Annotated in this window: 12 protein-coding genes; 4 read left to right on the top strand and 8 right to left on the bottom strand. The window is 71.9% G+C overall.

Going from position 1 to position 15,742, the window contains the following annotated elements:
• Positions 1-61 precede the first annotated feature (61 nt).
• Positions 62-1,669 carry a DUF1549 and DUF1553 domain-containing protein gene (locus ACG2DA_RS06225; RefSeq protein ID WP_395254617.1) on the bottom strand — a complete coding sequence of 536 codons (1,608 nt, stop codon included), beginning with the start codon at positions 1,667-1,669 and terminating at the stop codon, positions 62-64.
• Positions 1,670-1,893: 224 nt separating this feature from the next.
• Here ACG2DA_RS06225 and ACG2DA_RS06220 point away from each other — a divergent pair, with 224 nt between their 5' ends.
• Positions 1,894-3,327, top strand: coding sequence for a sulfatase (locus ACG2DA_RS06220; protein WP_395254633.1), 1,434 nt, complete (start codon positions 1,894-1,896; stop codon positions 3,325-3,327).
• 103 nt (positions 3,328-3,430) lie between these two features.
• Here the strand turns inward: ACG2DA_RS06220 and ACG2DA_RS06215 are convergent, their stop codons facing one another.
• The 3 genes from ACG2DA_RS06215 to ACG2DA_RS06205 form a co-directional block, all read right to left on the bottom strand.
• Positions 3,431-5,299 carry a pyrroloquinoline quinone-dependent dehydrogenase gene (locus tag ACG2DA_RS06215; RefSeq protein WP_395254616.1) on the bottom strand — a complete coding sequence of 623 codons (1,869 nt, stop codon included), beginning with the start codon at positions 5,297-5,299 and terminating at the stop codon, positions 3,431-3,433.
• 90 nt (positions 5,300-5,389) lie between these two features.
• Positions 5,390-6,166 (bottom strand): sterol desaturase family protein, encoded by a 777-nt coding sequence (locus tag ACG2DA_RS06210; RefSeq protein WP_395254615.1) that lies wholly within the window; start codon positions 6,164-6,166, stop codon positions 5,390-5,392.
• Between the two features lie 434 nt (positions 6,167-6,600).
• Complete coding sequence (locus ACG2DA_RS06205; RefSeq protein ID WP_395254614.1) at positions 6,601-9,138, bottom strand: hypothetical protein; 2,538 nt, start codon at positions 9,136-9,138, stop codon at positions 6,601-6,603.
• Positions 9,139-9,441: 303 nt separating this feature from the next.
• Between ACG2DA_RS06205 and ACG2DA_RS06200 the strand changes: the two genes are divergently transcribed.
• From ACG2DA_RS06200 to ACG2DA_RS06190, 3 genes are all read left to right on the top strand, one after another.
• Positions 9,442-10,695 (top strand): FG-GAP repeat domain-containing protein, encoded by a 1,254-nt coding sequence (locus tag ACG2DA_RS06200; protein WP_395254613.1) that lies wholly within the window; start codon positions 9,442-9,444, stop codon positions 10,693-10,695.
• A 75-nt stretch (positions 10,696-10,770) separates the two neighbouring features.
• On the top strand, positions 10,771-11,772 hold the full coding sequence (locus tag ACG2DA_RS06195; RefSeq protein ID WP_395254612.1) for a hypothetical protein: 1,002 nt from the start codon (positions 10,771-10,773) through the stop codon (positions 11,770-11,772).
• A gap of 77 nt (positions 11,773-11,849) precedes the next feature.
• Entirely contained in the window at positions 11,850-12,242 is a 393-nt protein-coding gene (locus ACG2DA_RS06190) for a hypothetical protein (protein WP_395254611.1), read from the top strand.
• Positions 12,243-12,385: 143 nt separating this feature from the next.
• Here the strand turns inward: ACG2DA_RS06190 and ACG2DA_RS06185 are convergent, their stop codons facing one another.
• The 4 genes from ACG2DA_RS06185 to ACG2DA_RS06170 form a co-directional block, all read right to left on the bottom strand.
• On the bottom strand, positions 12,386-13,459 hold the full coding sequence (locus ACG2DA_RS06185) for a phosphatidylglycerol lysyltransferase domain-containing protein (protein WP_395254610.1): 1,074 nt from the start codon (positions 13,457-13,459) through the stop codon (positions 12,386-12,388).
• On the bottom strand, positions 13,456-14,031 hold the full coding sequence (locus tag ACG2DA_RS06180) for a class I SAM-dependent methyltransferase (RefSeq protein ID WP_395254632.1): 576 nt from the start codon (positions 14,029-14,031) through the stop codon (positions 13,456-13,458). Before ACG2DA_RS06180 ends, ACG2DA_RS06185 begins: the two co-directional genes overlap by 4 nt.
• 122 nt (positions 14,032-14,153) lie before the next feature.
• On the bottom strand, positions 14,154-15,224 hold the full coding sequence (locus ACG2DA_RS06175) for a prenyltransferase/squalene oxidase repeat-containing protein (protein ID WP_395254609.1): 1,071 nt from the start codon (positions 15,222-15,224) through the stop codon (positions 14,154-14,156).
• A gap of 171 nt (positions 15,225-15,395) precedes the next feature.
• Complete coding sequence (locus ACG2DA_RS06170; RefSeq protein ID WP_395254608.1) at positions 15,396-15,686, bottom strand: hypothetical protein; 291 nt, start codon at positions 15,684-15,686, stop codon at positions 15,396-15,398.
• Positions 15,687-15,742: the final 56 nt, after the last annotated feature.

Below are 15,742 nucleotides of genomic sequence, written 5' to 3'. Positions count from 1 at the left end.
TGCGGACCGCGTTCTGTTGGCGGGGACGATTGGGAAACGGTCCGCTCAGCGGACCCTACGGTCAGTGGTTGGTGGAAAACTCGGAACTGTTCAGCAGCGTCCAAAACACGTCCGCCAGCGCCTCGGCCTCGTCGTCGGCGGCGTGGACGTAGGCGTTCAAGTCCTCCCGCTCCGCGGCGGTCGGCAGGCGGGAGAGGGTTGCCAGAAACAACGCGTCCAGCCGGCCGTCGCGGTCGAGGTAGGGGGCGGACAGGGCCGCGGCGAAGGTGCGGCTGCTGCGGAGGTCCACGCTCTCGGCGATCAGCCCGCCGTTCATCAGGCTGAGGGCCTGCAGAATGCTGGTGCGGCGGTCGGCGGCCCGCTCCGCGTCGTCCCGGAAGGTGTTGAGAAACTCGGCCCGGGCGTCCTCCTGCCTCACGAACGGGTTGCCCCCGTCGGCCGGGTCGAACGGCGTGAACCGCCCCGTCGCCCGTTCCAGGCTGTCGTAAAGCGCCGCCGCGGACAGCGGTTTGACCGGGTAGCGGGCGAACAGATCGCCCGGCGGGTCGCTTTCATGCTTTGAAGACAGCCCGTAGGCGTCGCTGAGCGTCAGCCCGGCGAGCAGCGTCTTGAGGTCGTAGCCGCTGGCGACGAACTGCTCGGCGAGCTCCTCGAGCAACTCCGGGTGCGAGGGCGGGTTCAGTTCGCCGAAGTCGTCCACCGGGTCGACGATCCCGCGGCCGAACAGCAGGCCCCACAGCCGGTTCACCGCAACCTGGGCGAACAGGTCGTTCTCCGGCGAAACCAGTCGGTCGGCGAGGGCGCTCCGCGGGCTCTGGCCGGGGATGAGCACCGGGGCGGAGCCGTCGAGGTAGGTCGCCGGCACCTCCGTCACGCCGCTTTTGAGGGTCACCTCCGGCGGGATCTGCAGCACGGTGGCGTCGGTGCGCTCCCGCAACTCGCCCAGCCGGCCGCCGCGGTCGGTCGCCCGTTCCAATCCGCCGAAGAAGGCCGCGAACCGCCAGAACTCCTCCTGCTTCCAGTGATCGAAGGGGTGATCGTGGCACTCCGCGCACTCCAGCCGAGTGCCGAGGAACGCCCGGGTCGTCGCCGCGGCGAGTTCCTCCGGCTTCGTCTCCCGGGCCGTATAGAAGGCCTGCGGCCCGGCGGAACGGTCGACCTGTCCGGGAAAGACGGCCATCTCGTCCGCGGCGGCCAGTTCGGCGGTGAGCAGTTCCCGGGCGAACTCGTCGTAGGGGCGATTTTCCAACAGGGCGTTCCGCAGCCAGGCTTCGAACCCGGGCCGCTGGAAGGCGGCCTGCTGGTCCCGAGTGAGTTCCGGCACCAGCGCGTCCCGCCAGACGGCGGTGAAGTGCGTGACGTACCCGGGCCCGTTCAGCAGGCCCTCGACCACCGCCCGCTTCGCAGCGGCGTCGGCCCCGTCGGGATGAGCCCGCAGAAAGTCCCGCACCGCGGAGGCGGTCGGGATGCGGCCGGTGAGGTCCAGATGCACCCGCCGGAACCACGCGGCGTCCGTCGCCGGTTCGGCCGGCGCGACGCCCTCCGCGGCCCACGCCTGTTCCAGATGCCGATCGACGGTCGCCGCGATCGCCGCGGCGGCGCCCGGTTCCGCTTCGCCCCCCGCGGCGGGGCTCAGAACCAGCAAGCAGGCGGCGAGCGGAGCGATCACGGCGGGACCGGCGTTCGGGACGGGGACGTCATTGTACCAATGCGACCGGCCGCCGGGGGCGCCCATGTGTGGGCGCCGATGCGTGGGAGTATGGTGAAGCGACGTCCGTTCCCGCCCCGGACGTCCGCTCCCGCCCCGTTCGTCTCGCCCGCCGCTTCGCTTTGCACCGCCCGTCGTTCGTGATCCCGACGCGACTGATCCTCGCGACGCCGTTACTCGTCGCGATTCTCGCCGGCGCCGGCCGCGCCGCGACGCCGCCGCCGAACTTCGTGGTCGTGTTCACCGACGATCAGGGATATGAAGACCTCGGCAGCTTCGGCTCGCCGAACATCCGCACGCCGCGGCTGGACGCGATGGCGGCGGAGGGGATGACGTTCACGGACTTCTACGCCCAGCCGATCTGCGGCCCCTCCCGGGCGGCGCTGATGACCGGCTGCTACCCGATGCGCGTCGCCGAGCGCGGCATGGTCAAACAGATTCACCCCGTCCTGCACGAGGACGAAATCACCGTCGCGGAGGTCCTGAAGACCCGGGGCTACGCGACCGGGTGCTTCGGAAAATGGGATCTGGCGACGCACTCGCAGACGGACTTCCACATCGACCTGTTCCCCACCCGTCAGGGCTTCGACGAATTTTTCGGCACTCCGACCAGCAACGACCGGTTCGTGAACCTGTACCGCGGCGAGGAGCTGCTCGAACGCCACGCCGAAATGGCGACGCTGACCCAACGGTACACGGACGAGGCGATCGACTTTATCGACCGCCACAAAGAGGAGCCGTTCTTCGTTTATATTCCGCACACGATGCCGCACACCCGCCTGGCGGCGTCGCCCCAGTTCAAAGGGAAGAGCCCCCGCGGGCTGTACGGGGACGTGATCGAAGAACTCGATTTCCACGTCGGCCGGCTGCTCGATTACCTGACCGAACAGGGGCTTGCGGAGAACACCTACGTGCTGTTCACCAGCGACAACGGCCCCTGGCTGAACAAAAACAAGAACTTCGCCGACGGGCGGCTGCCGCGGGACCACGGCGGGTCCGCCGGTCCGTTGCGGAGCGGGAAGGTGTCCACGTTCGAGGGCGGCGTCCGCGTCCCGGCGATCCTGTGGGGCCCCGGCCGCGTGCCGGCCGGGACGACGTGCGAGTCGATCGCCAGCACGTTGGACGTCCTGCCCACCTTCGCGGCCCTGGCCGGCGCCGAACCGCCGGACGACCGCGTGATCGACGGGGAGGACGTCCGCCACCTGTTCCACGGCGAGTTCGACCGGGCCGACCCGGACAAGGCGTATTATTATTACCTCCGCATGCACCTCCAGGCGGTCCGTCAGGGGCGGTGGAAGCTCCACCTCCCGCGGGAGCAGGAACCGCCCGCCGTCGGCCCGTTCGCGGTCAACCGGCACATCGCCCCGGCGGACCGGGTCGGCTTCGAAACGCCGTTCCTCGTGGACCTCGAAACCGACCCCGGCGAAACGACCGACGTCTCCGCCGCCCACCCGGAGGCGGTGACGCGACTCTTAACCTTGGCCGAGGCGATGCGGGCCGACCTCGGCGACCACGACCGCGTCGGCGCGAACATGCGGTTCTTCGACCTGACCGGCCCCCGCCCCGCCGTCCCCCCGGTCCCGCCGCTCAAATCGCCGGCGAAACGCGGGGCGAAGTGACCCCCGACCCGGCCGGCGTGGCGGCGGGGGGGACCACGCCCGCCACCGGTCCGCGGCCCGATCGATCGGGCGTCCCGGACGCTCGGAGCGTTCGGAAGGCAACTCAGTCTTCCGGCAGTGCGAAGGCGACGAAGGCGTCGCCGGGGGCGGTGCCAAGTTTGCCGGACCCGCCGGCGGCGACGGCGACGTACTGCCGGCCGTTCACCGCGTAGGTGCACGGGGTCGCGTAGCCGCCGGCCGGGAGCTGGGCACTCCAGAGCTCCTCGCCGGTGTCGGCGTCGAAGGCGCGGAGGCGTTCGTCTTTCGTCCCCGCAATAAAGATCAGCCCGCCGGCGGTCACGATCGGGCCGCCGAAGTTCTCCGTGCCGGTCTGCGGCACGCCGCGGGCGGTCAGTTCCGGGTACTCCCCCAGCGGGACCTGCCAGGCGAACTCGCCGGTGTTGAGGTCGATCGCCGTCAACAACCCCCACGGCGGTTCGATCGCGGGATAGCCCTCGTGGTCGCAGAACTGGTCGTAGCCGGCGTGCCCGTAGCGGTAACGGTTGTTCTTGGAGGCCGGAACCAACTGCATAATATTCGGCACGTTCGTCGAATTGACGATCAAATAGTTCCGCGTCGGATCGAACGCGGCCCCGGACCAGTTCGCTCCGCCGTGGGTGCCGGGGGTCACGATCGTGCCCTGCAAACTCGGCGGGGCGTTGCCGGGGCCGTGACGAAATTTCTTGAGCTGTTCGAGCGCCGATTGGCGATTTGCCTCGCCGATGTTGGTCAGGTTCGACTCGTCCAGATGTCGGGCGGCGAACGGCGGGGGTTTGACGGGCGTCGGCTGCGTCGGCCACGCCGCCTCCCCCGGCACGTCGGAGGGCGGGACGGGGCGCTCTTCAATCTCGAACAGCGGCTCGCCGGTCTCCCGGTTGAACAGGAACAGGAGGCCGGTCTTCGTCACCTGGGCGGCGGCGTCGACGGGTTGGCCGTCGCGTTCGACCGTCGCCAGCACCGGCGGGGTGGGCAGGTCGTGGTCCCAGAGGTCGTGGTGCAGCGTTTGAAAATGCCATTTCCGCTCCCCGGTGCGGGCGTCGAGGGCCAGCACGCAGTTGGCGAACAGGTTCTCCCCGTGCCGATCGCCGCCGTAGAAGTCGAACGCCGCCGACCCGGTGCCGCAGAAGACCAAGCCGCGTTCCACGTCCACGTTGACCCCGCCCCAGGCGTTCGCCCCGCCGCGGTTCCGCCAGGAGTCGCCGGCCCAGGTGTCGTGGCCGAACTCGCCCGGCGCCGGCACGGTGCGGAAGGCCCAGAGTTGGGCCCCGGTGCGGACGTCGAAGGCCCGCACGTCGCCCGGCGCCGCCACGCCCGGCCCCTCGCCGTTGGAAACGCCCAGGATCACCACGTCTTCATAAATCGCCGGCGCCGAGGTCGGCCCGTACGGCAGCCGCTGGGCCGTCGGCGGCAGTTCGGTGCGGAGGTCGCGGACGCCGCCCTCGCCGAACTCCGGGTGGAGCTTCCCGGTGCGGGCGTCCAACGAGAACAGCCGGCCGTCGGAGGTCCCGTGCAGGATGCGGCGTTCGCCGTCCGGTTCGCCGTCGGACCACCAGGCCACGCCGCGGTTCACCCCGCCGGAGGTGGGTTGAAAGGGATACGGACGCTCGCGGAGCGGGTCGAAGCTCCAGCGTTCCTCCCCCGTCGCCGCGTCCAGCGCCGCGACCCGCAAATAATTCGTGGTGACGTACATCACGCCGTCCACCACCACCGGCGTGCACTCGATCGTCTTCCCGGGCCGGTCGGCCAGATCGCCGGTGCGCCAGGTCCACGCCGGCTCCAACCGCCCGACGTTGGAGCGGTCGATCTGATCCAGTTCCGAAAACCGCGTCCCCCCGCGATCCCCGCCCACGGCGGGCCAGTCGGCCGGATCAGAAAGCGGATCGGCGGCCGGAACGACCAGACCGAGCAGAAGCAGCGGGGCGAGAGCGTTCATCGGCGGGCGGAGTGCGAGCGGAGCCGGACGGGCCATGCTGGGCGGAGGGCGCGCGATCCTCAACCGGGGCGGCGCCGCCCGTCCGCGGCCTTATGAATTGCGGGCGCCGACGCTCTCGAACTTCGCTTCGTACGCCGGGTGGTTCGTCCCCATCAGTCGGTCCCAGAAATTAAAATAGAGACCGTAGTTGGAGCGGAATTTTTCGTGGTGCTGGGAGTGGTGCGTCGAGGTGTTCAAGAACAGTCCCAGCGGAGACCGCATAAACCAGCGGGGGAACAGTTCGTAACCGCAATGGCCGTAGACGTTGAACGCGATCTGCCACAGCATGAACGCGGCGAAGACGGACGGGTGGGACGGGATCGTGAAGACGATCAGCGGCCCGATCCCGGCCTGGACGAGCGCCTCCCAGGGACTGAACGCGTAGGCCGCCCACGGAGTCGGGCTGGTCGACAGGTGGTGGGCGTGATGGAACCGGCGATAGAACCGGCCGAGGTGCATGAGGCGATGGGTCCAATAAAAGTAGGCGTCGTGCAGGAACACCATCACGAAGAAGCTGGCGACCAGCCACCACCACCCGTAATCGCCGACCTTGTAATACAGCATCGTGCCGCCGGAGAGTTCCGCGAAGACCACCAGCGTGGTCACGAGCCCAAAGACCCCGATGCTCCGTAAGGAGTACGTCACCTCCCGGGCGATCTGCCCGGAGTTCGGCTCGTGGGGCGCGACCCGCCGGTGCCGCAGCCGGGATTTCAGAACCAGATAGAGAACCGCCCAGACCGACGAGGCGAGGACGAGATACCAGAACAGTTCCCCCGTCGACACGCCGAACCCGGCGCTGAAGGACTTCGAAAGTTTCTGGCCGATCATGGGCGGAGTTCGTTACCTGCGGCCGCGGAATCGGGCGAGCGGGCGGCGGGGCGGCACCGTCATCTTGCCAGCGCCGGGCGACGTGGCCAATTCAATCCGCTCGTCGAACCAGAGGCCACGTCGCACTCACTGGCGAGACGCCAGTGGCAGACGGCAGCTAGGGCGGGCGTCGGGCGGTTCGTCACGCTGCGGGAGCGGGATGCCGTTGGGCAGTCCGGGGTTACGGCGATCGAGGGGCGCAAGGCGTCCCGTAGTCCCGTCGGGTGGAGGCGCGTGGTGTCCGGCGCCTCACCCCGCCCCCGTTTCGGAGTCCCCCGATGTCGTTCCCCGCGCCCCCGTCGCCGCCGCTCCCGGTCCGGGGCGGCGACGCGCAGGAAAAAACCCAAGCCGGACCCGTGGGTCCGGCTTGGGCGGGGAGTCAGAACGTTCGCGGATTACGCCGCGGCGCGGGCGATCCATTCGCCGACGAGGTCGCGGAACTGCCGCAGGCGGGCGCTTTCGCGGGCCTCCCGCTCCACGGAGCGGTTGCGGGTCGGGCGCTCCGGCTGCCAGGCGCCGCGGGCGTCGGCGGCGTACCAGACGGGCTCGGTGTGCTGCACCGGGGTGGCGGGGGCCGTGGCGGCGAGGGCCCAGCAACCGGTCTCGGCGGCGAACTCCGCCAGGCGGGACAGTTCGTCGGCGGTCGCCGCGTCGCACAGCACGCCGCCGGCGTGGCGGTTCTGCCCTTCCGCCTGGGCCCCGCGGGCGTGCAGGGCGCCGGTGCGGGTCAGGGTGTGAAGGACCTCGCCGAAGGCCGCCCCGCGGGCGTCGACCACCCGCAGGCGGTCGCCGTGGGTGCGGAGCCGGTCGGCGGCCTCGTCGGCCAGCCAGGGCTTGGCGGTGTAGTGGTGGTCGGCGTCGCGGCCGGCCAAGCGGGCGTCCACCTCGCCGGCGGTCAGGCCGTGCCCGCCGTTCAGGCGGGCCGTCAGGTGGGCGATCAGCATCGCCGCGAAGGCGCCGGGGGTGGCGTCCCGCAGCACGACCGTCAGCGGGGCGTGGTCGCAGCGCTCCAGGGCGTCGGCCACCCGGTCGCAGACCATCGCCAGGCTGGCGGCCGGGTCGGCGGCGGTCAGGGCGGTGAGGGTCCCCGGACGAATGGCCGCGGCGGTCTCGCCGTGCAGCCGGTCGCAGATCACCGGCCCGCGGCCGGCGTTGCACAGGTCGTCGAGGACCGTGGAGAGGTTGCAGGAGGTCGCATCCCGCTCTTCCCCACGGTATCCGTCAAACGCCCAGGCGCGGGCGTGACCGTCGGTGCGGCCGGGGGCGGAGAACCAGCTGCGGCCGGACTCGTCGTTCAACGGCTCGCGGCTCTCGTGAGCCCCCTCGCCCCAGGTTCCGGCTTCGCCGTAGGCACTGTAGCGGGACCGGCCGGTCTCGCCGCGGTCCGGCCGGGTGAAGGAGAACGCCCGGGAGAGCAGGTCGCGGGCCCGGTCGAAGTTGCGGGCGGCGAGGGCGGCGTCGACCTCGGCGAACAGCTCCGCGGCGGCCCGGCGCTCCGGGCCGTGCGGCAGGCGGGCCAGCTCCGCCCGGACCCGCTCGCGGAAGTCGCCCAGCGCGTCGCGCTGGGGCGGCTGCGGGGTCCGGTTGAACCGCGGCTGCGGGGCCGGGGCGGGCTTGGGGGCCGGGGCCGGTTCGCGCTTCGCCCAGTCGGGCAGGCCGCCCTGCCGGGGGGCGGCGCCGAAGTCCTTGCCGTGGAAGGCGAGGGTGCGGTGGGCCAGCCGCCGCTCGGCGGCGCCGACGCCGTGCACGCGGACGGTCTCGGCGAGGGTCTCGCAGTCGGCGGGGCCGGTTGGTTCGAGCACGTACACCTCCGGGGCGGTGCGGGCCCGCAGGGCGTGGACGAGGCAGTCGCGGACGGCGTCGTGGCGGCCCTCGTCCTCGCGGAAGGCCAGCGTAACGGAGCCGATGCCCAGCCGGGCCAGCTCCTCCCAGCGGCGGGCGACGAACGTGCCGCCCTCCCCGCCGATCGCCGCGACCGGGCCGAACCCGCGGGCGTTCAGCAGGCAGGCTTCCAGCAAATCTTCGGTGAGGGTCAGCGTGCCCTTGCGGTCGCCGCGCGAGTCCTGCAGGGCGCTCCGCAGGCCGTAGGCGACCACGCCGCTCTCCTCGGCGCCGCGGACCAGGCCGACCTGCATCACCCGGTGCGGGCCGGGGGCGGGGTCGATCACGGCGAGGTCCACGCAGCGGCCGGTCTCGTCGTCGATCGGCAGGACCAGGCAGCCGGCCCAGTCGGTGCGGCGGTCGCCCCGGCGGTCGCGGGTCAGCCCGCTGTTCCGCACGGCCTGTTCGGCGAAGCCGCAGCGTTTGAGGTACTCCTCCACCTCGGCCGGGTCCGGGTAGAGGCCGAAGTTCAGCCGGGCGATGTCTTCCGCCTCAAAGCCGAACTGGGTGAGGAAGGCGTGGGCCCGGGCGGCGTCGTTGCGGGCGGTGTCGGTCAGACGGCCGGCGGCGAGGTTCAGGAAGGCCTCGCGGATGTCCCAGGTGTCCGCGGCGCCGCCGGTCCGGTCGCGGGCCTGTTCGGCCTGCTCGGCGCGGCGGTCCTGGGCGCGCCGGTCCTCGGAACTCAGCGGGCGGGAGGTGAAGACGGAGGCGGCGGACGCCGGGCGGGCCGGGCCGGCGGGGCGGCCGGCGAAGGGCTGGTTCGGAGCGTGCTCGGAGCCGTACCGCGGGGCGGACGAGCCGTAGCCGCCGCCGTGGGGCCAGAGGTCGACGGCGTCGGCGATGCTACCGGTCAGCGGGTCGAGGCCCTCGCCGAACTCCCCGTGGGACTCGGCGCCGGCGCCGTTCGCGGCTCCGTCCGACGACGGAGCGCCGTGGTGCGACGGGGCGCCGTGCTGGGTCCCGTTCGCGGAGCCGTTGGCGCCGTGGGCGGCGGCCCCGTGAGCGGCGGAACCGTTGGCGGGGGACCCGTGGGTCGGGGCGGAGGTGGTCATCGTGAGCGGCGTCCGTGCCGGGGGGATGAGATGCGGGATGTCGACCCGTGCGGGTTGTCGAATCGACAGGGGCCGGGCGTGGCGAGGGTCGTTCTTACAACGCTCGCCGCCGGACCGGAAACGAAACGGCGGGTTCCTGAGACGACCCGCCGCCGAACGCTCCGGCAGTCGGCCCCCATGCAGGCGGCGTGCCGGTCGGCGGAGAAATGCCCCGCGGGGACGGTTAGGCTCGGGAGCGACTGCCCTCGGTCCGGTCCCGCCGGACGCCCCCCTCCGTCGTTCGCCTCGCCCGGAGTTCGCCCCGTGCCCGCCCCGCTCGTCACGCCGCTCGCCGTTCTGCTGTTGGCCGCCCCGCTGGGGGACGAGCCGGCCGCCGACGCCCCCGCCGAGTCCGCCGCCCCGGCCGACGGCTGGGAGACGCTCCACCTGACGGACACCTTCTACGCGGAGGGCGGCAGCTCCGCGGACTTCAACCAGGACGGCCACACGGACCTGGTCGTCGGCCCGATCGTGTACTTCGGCCCGGACTGGGTGAAGCGCCGGCAGATCCACGCCGGGCCGCCGGTCAGCCCGCTGGGCTACAGCGACGAGTTCCTCACCTTCACCCACGACCTGACCGGCGACGGGTATCCGGACGTGATCTCGATCGGCTGGCCCGGCAAGGCGACGCTGTGGCACGAGAACCCCGGCCCCTCCGCCGCCGACCGCGACCACCGCACCGACGGCCAGTGGAAGACCCACCTGCTCGCCCCGGTCGTGGACAACGAATCGCCCGGCTTCGCCGATCTGGTCGGGGACGAGACGCCGGAGTTGATCGGCCAGCTCAACGGCTCCTACGGCTACTTCACCGCACCGGAGGACCCGCGGCGGCCGTGGACCTTCCACCCGGTCAGCCGGCCGCAGGAGAACCTCGGCAAGTACACGCACGGCCTGGGAACCGGCGACGTGGACGGCGACGGCCGCCTCGATCTGCTGACCAAGGACGGCTGGTTCCGCCAACCGGAGGACGTCTCTGAGGACCCGCTGTGGGAAGAGCATCCGCAGCAGTTCGCCGCCCGCGGGGCGCAGCTGTACGCGTTCGACGTGGACGGCGACGGCGACAACGACGTGGTCGCCAGCCGCGACGCCCACGGCTACGGCCTGGACTGGTTCGAACAAACCCGGACCGACGACGGGACCGTCGGCTGGACGAAGCACGAAATCATGGGCGATCAGAACTCCAACCCCGCCGCGAACGCCGACGGAGAGCCCGTGCTGTTCACCCAGCCGCACGCGGTGGCCGCCGCGGACGTCAACGGCGACGGCCTGACGGACGTCGTGACCGGCAAGCGCTTCTGGGCCCACGGCCCCAACGGCGACGCCGACCCCGGCGGCGCTCCGGTCCTGTACTGGTTCGAACTGACGCGGGAGAACGGGACGGCGAAGTTCGTCCCGCACCAGATCGACGACGACAGCGGCGTCGGCACGCAGGTGCACGTCGCCGACGTGACCGGCGACGGCAAGCCGGACGTGGTCGTCGGCAACAAGCGCGGGGCGTTCGTCTCGGTGCAGCGGTGAGCGGCGCCCGTTCGCCCCTCTCCTGAAGAGAGCGGCGAACCTCGTCCCCGAAGGGGTGTATTCCGTCGCCGCGGCGTGAAGAATGCCCCCATGAGCTACGACCTGTTCCTCAAGCCCGGCGACGCTCCCGATCGGGAGCCGCCCCGCGTCGAGACGCTGCGGTCGTACCTCGCCGACCGGCCGCACTACCTGTTCGGCCCGTCGGCCGGCGTCGGTTCGCCGACCGGCGTGCGGTACGGGCACGGCGACACCGGCGTGACGTTCACCCTCGACCTCGCCCCGGCCGGCGGGGGCGCGCACCCGGAGGACCCTACGGTCGCGGCCTTCGCGGTCGATCTGCTGGTGCCCCGCTTCTTCGCCCGCACCGCCGCGGAGGAGCTGAGCGCCCTGTGCGAACGATTCGACCTGGTCGCCGAGGACCCGCAGACCGGCGAAACCGGGCCGTTCGACGCGGCGACGTTCCTCGACGGCTGGGAGCGGATCGGGGAGATGGCCGCCCGCCACGCCGCCGGCCGCGGGCAGGCGCCCCCCGCCCTGCCCGCCGCGGCACTGGACGCCGCTCACGACTGGAACCTGCACCGGGCCGATTGGCGGGACCGCATGCCGGCCGACGGCCCGGGCGTGCCCCGGATGCAGTTGCGGCTGGCCCGCACCGCGGCGCTGCCGAACCCCCGCAAGGGGGATCCCGGCGAGCCGGCCTCGGCCCGCACCTGGTGCGCCTGGGTGGACGCCGCCCCGATCGTGCTGCCGCCCTGCGACGACGTGTTGCTGGTCCGCGACAAACTGCGGCCCCGCAAGTTCGGGCTGTTCAAGGCGGCGGAGGCGAGCCTCTGCCTGATGCCCCGCAGCGCCGTCGTCGGCCTGCGGGGGGCGGAGGACGCCGGCCCGAAGGGCGCCCCCGGGTTCGGCCCGGCCCCGGAACGCTTCCCGCCGGGCAGCCGTCAGTTGCTGGAATCGACGAAGGAGGTCGTCGCCTGGTTCCGCGCCCCCCCGGCGGACGCCGCCCCGCCGCACGCCGTCCCCCCGCGGGCGGTGATCGAAACCGAGCGGGTCGCCGCCGCCCTCGCCCGGTCGTAATCTGGCGGCGTTCCGCCCTGCGCCGACCTGCCCCTCCCCACTCCCCCGCCCGCCGACCCGCTCGAGGAATCCCCGCGATGGACGCCAGCCAGCGCGCCGAGATGTACGTCGATTTCCTGGAGGAGGAGGGCTACCGGGCGGAGATCGACGACGACGGCGACGTCTTCTTCCGCCACGAGGGCGGCACCTACATCATCACGGTGGAGGAGGACGAGGAGTTTTTCCGGCTGATCTTCGCGAATTTCTGGAGCCTGGACGACCTGCCCGAAAAGGCCCAGGCGGTGCGGGTGGCTCACGACGTCACGCGGGCGGTGAAGGCGGCGAAGGTCTTCCGCGTGAAGGACAACATGTGGTGCACCGTGGAGGCGTTCCACGACCCGCCGGAGAACTTTAAATCCGTGCTGCTGCGGTCCATCCGGGCGATTCAGGCCGCGGTGGCCCGCTTCGCCGAAGAGATGCGGAAGGACTGACGCGCCGGCGGCCTAGCGATCCATACCAGCCCGGAGCGCAAGGTCCGGCCGCGCGTCGCCCAACCCGTCGGCTGCGCCGACGGCCGATGCTTGCGCATCGGGCTGGTAAGAAATCCGACGCTCCGCTCGCGACCCGCCTCGGATCACCCCCGCCCGCGGACGTTCAGCAGCGGGCGGCGGAGGCCCATCATCCGGGTCAGCGCCAGGATGGCGCCGGTGTTCAGAAACGTGGGGGCGGCGTAGTAGGTGCGATCCTCCGCCCCGCGGAAGCGGCGTTTATACTCGGCGTGGTTCGCCAGGGCGTATTTTTTATTGTTGATCCAGCCGGCGCCGAAGCCGAAGCCGAACGTGAAGGCCAGCAGTTTGTTCTCCCGGTAGGGGTTCGCCGCCCGCCGACCGGACTCGTCGCCCGCCAGCGGGGAGAGCCCCAGCCGCAGAACCTCGCGGCCCTCCTCTTTGAAGGTCTCGATGGCGTGCTTCATAATCGCCGCCTCGCCCAGCGAGGGGGCGTCCGGCCGGCGCCGCTTGATGCAGGTCACGTAGCCGATCGTCCGCCCGTCGCGGTACAGCGGGTCGAAGAAGACGTAATTCTGCACGACCCCGTCGGCGTCTCGCAGGACGAACCGCCGGACGCCCGGCTCCGGCACGTCGACCAGCGGGCGGTTGAGGAACGTCACCTCGTGCGTGCCCAGCGGCCGCGTCGCCCGCCACGCCTCGGACACCTCCCGCACCTCCGCGGGGGTCAGTTCGTCCGCCTCGGACTCCTCCGCGACCGCGTAATCCCGCCGGCCGCACCAGTTCGCCGCGTACCGCAGCCACTCCTTCGGCTTGCCGGAGAGCGAATAGCCCGGCAGATCCAGCCGGTGGTCCGGGCCCATGTCGGTGACGTAGTACCCCAGTTCGTGCAGCGGCCGGGCGGTGCGGTCGGTGCATTGCACGAACACCGGCTTGCCCTTCGCCGCGACGAAGGCCCGCACCAGCGCCGGCAGCCGCTCCGGGGCGGCGAGCGGGTCGCCCAGCGCAAAGGCGTACGCCCCGACCGTGCGGTAGGCGAGAAAGCCGTCCTTCGGGTCGCCGCCGGCGGTGAAGTACTCCAGCCCGGGGTGCGTCGCGGCGTTATACGCCAGCGTGAAGTCGCCGTGGCGGCGCAACGCCGTCGCCCGGGCCGCCCCGGCCGGGTCGCGGGGAACGGCGGGGGCGGCGAGGAGGGCGTTCAACTCGGCTCAGGGGGTTCTCGACCCGGAGTCCGGGCGACGACGGTCTGGAAGAAAGCCGGGCCGACGCCCAGCCAGCGGAACGGGATCTCCCCCGCCGGCCGCAGCCCGACGGCCCGGCACTCGGCGGCGTAGTCATAGTTCGGGTGCCACGGGACCAGACGCAACGAGCGAAACGCCGCCATCGCCGCTTTGGAGTAGGCAAAGTTCGCTAACCGCTCCAAGCGGCCCCCGCGGGGCGGGGCGAGGTCGGCGATCGTCAGCCGTCCGCCGGGCCGGAGCAGCGACGCCGCGTGCCGCAACGCCGCCCGCATCGGTTCGGGCTCGAACAGGTTGAGGAAGTAGTGGGCCGCGACGAGGTCGTACCGCCCGGTCCGCCGGTGGGCGAGGGCGTCGCCGAGGATCAGCTCCGCCTCCAGCCCCCGCCGGTCCAGCCGCCGCCGCAGCCGGGCGAGCATCCGCGGGGACCGGTCGATCGCCGTGACCTTCGCCCCTTGCGCACAGGCCGCCGCGGCTTCGGCCCCGGTCCCGACGCCGAGGTACAGCGCCCGGTCCCCCGGCGAGAGGAACCGCAGGTGGGCCCGTTTGGACGCCGCGATCGCCCCGCCGCTGTAAACCTGACAGCCGAGGTCGTACAGCGGGACGACGAGGTCGTAGTTGCGGAGCGGCCGCTCCGCGGGCTCCGGCCGGGCGGCGTTCAGCGTTGGTAGATCGGCAGGAAGCCGTTGTCGAGCTGCAGGATGGTGCAGTTCATCGCGGTGACGTACGCCGGGCCGATGCGGCCGTCGACGAAGGCGCCGTCGTTGGGGCCGCCGGTGGTCTGCTTGGGGCGGATCTGGCCGGCGATGAAGTCGCGGTACTTCGGCCAGCGCTCCGGATCGCGGTACATCACCTGGGCGTAATAGAAGTGCTTGTAGTGCCAGTAGCCGCCGTAACCGGCGCTGGCGCCGCCGTCGGCGGGCCAAATGTTCTTCTCGCAGTACTCCATCAGCTTTTGGGCCATCGGATCGTCCTGCTCGCCGGCGCTGAACAGGCAGGCGATCGCCGCCCCGCTGATCGCCGGGCGGGCCCCGCCGCCCTTGATGCTGTACTGCACGCCGCCCTCGGGGGTCATGCAGTCGCGGATGTACTTGTTGGCCCGGTCGATGACGTCCTTGGGCACGGGGATGCCGGCGTTGCGGCAGGCCCGCAGGCCCTGCACCTGGGTCACGCAGGTGCTGCCCTCGTCGAAGTCGTTCCCTTCCTTGGCGGAGACGTAACCCCAGCCGCCGCGGCTGGTTTGGGCGGCGATGGTGAACTTCACGGCCCGGTTCAGCACGCCCTTGAGTTCCTCCCGCCGCTCGCGGTCCTCCTCCTCGCCGTACACCTGGGCGAGGAACAGCATCCCGAAGCCGTGTCCGTAGGTGTAGTGGCTGTCGGACTCCGAGCCGATCAGCCCGTTGCTGCGGGAGACGCTGAGCAGGTAGTCGACGGCCCGGCGGACGTTGGGGGCGTAGCGGCCGCGGGTGGTCGTGGAGCCCTCGGCGAGCAGCGCCGTGCCGGCCAGCGCCGTCATCGCGGCCCGGTAGCCGCCGTTGCCGGCCGCCCAGTAACCCTGCTGGCTCTGGGTGCGGGCGAGGTAGTCCAGCCCCCGCCGCACGACCGCCTTGGTGGCGGCGTCCGGCTGCTGGGCGTTGGCGGCCGCGACGGCCGGCGCCGGGGCGAACAGGCACGCCGCCGCGACGAACGCGGCCCCGGACAGCACAGCGGAGGGAGCGATGCGAGACACCGGCGACGTCCGTTCGGGTGAGAGAGAAGCCCTGTCACGGTAGAGGCCGACCCCCGCCCGGACAAGAAGCGGCCCGGCGGGGCGGGCCAAGAACCCGCCCCGGCAAAACGCGACCGGCGTCCGGGGGAGACCCGGACGCCGGTCGGCGTGCGTCGGCGGTCAGGGGCGGGCTCAGCCGCCGGCCTCGCCGGGGACCAGCGGGGCGTTGTCGTACTCGTTGACGCCGGGCTCCTCCGGGGTGCCGTCGTTCAACCGACTTTCGCCCATCCCGCCGTCGTCCTCGCCGACGCCGACGGGCAGCTCGTTGGTGTCGGTTTCGTCGAGTTCGGTCTCGTTGATTTCCATTTGGCCGTCCACGGCGCTGACGTCCTCAGCGCCCTCCTCGCAACCGACCAGCACCACCGCGGCGCCCAACAGGACGGCGGACGGGGCGTTGTGCAATCGAGCGTAATGGCGGGGCATGCGAAGCTCCGGGAGCGGCAAAGGGGACGTGTGAAACGCGGGCGGATTGTGGTGCG

It is taken from the genome of Alienimonas sp. DA493, assembly GCF_043951915.1.
Classification (GTDB): Bacteria; Planctomycetota; Planctomycetia; order Planctomycetales; family Planctomycetaceae; genus Alienimonas.
The sequence above is the reverse complement of the archived record's forward strand: the minus strand, read 5'-3'. Positions and strand labels throughout refer to the sequence as shown.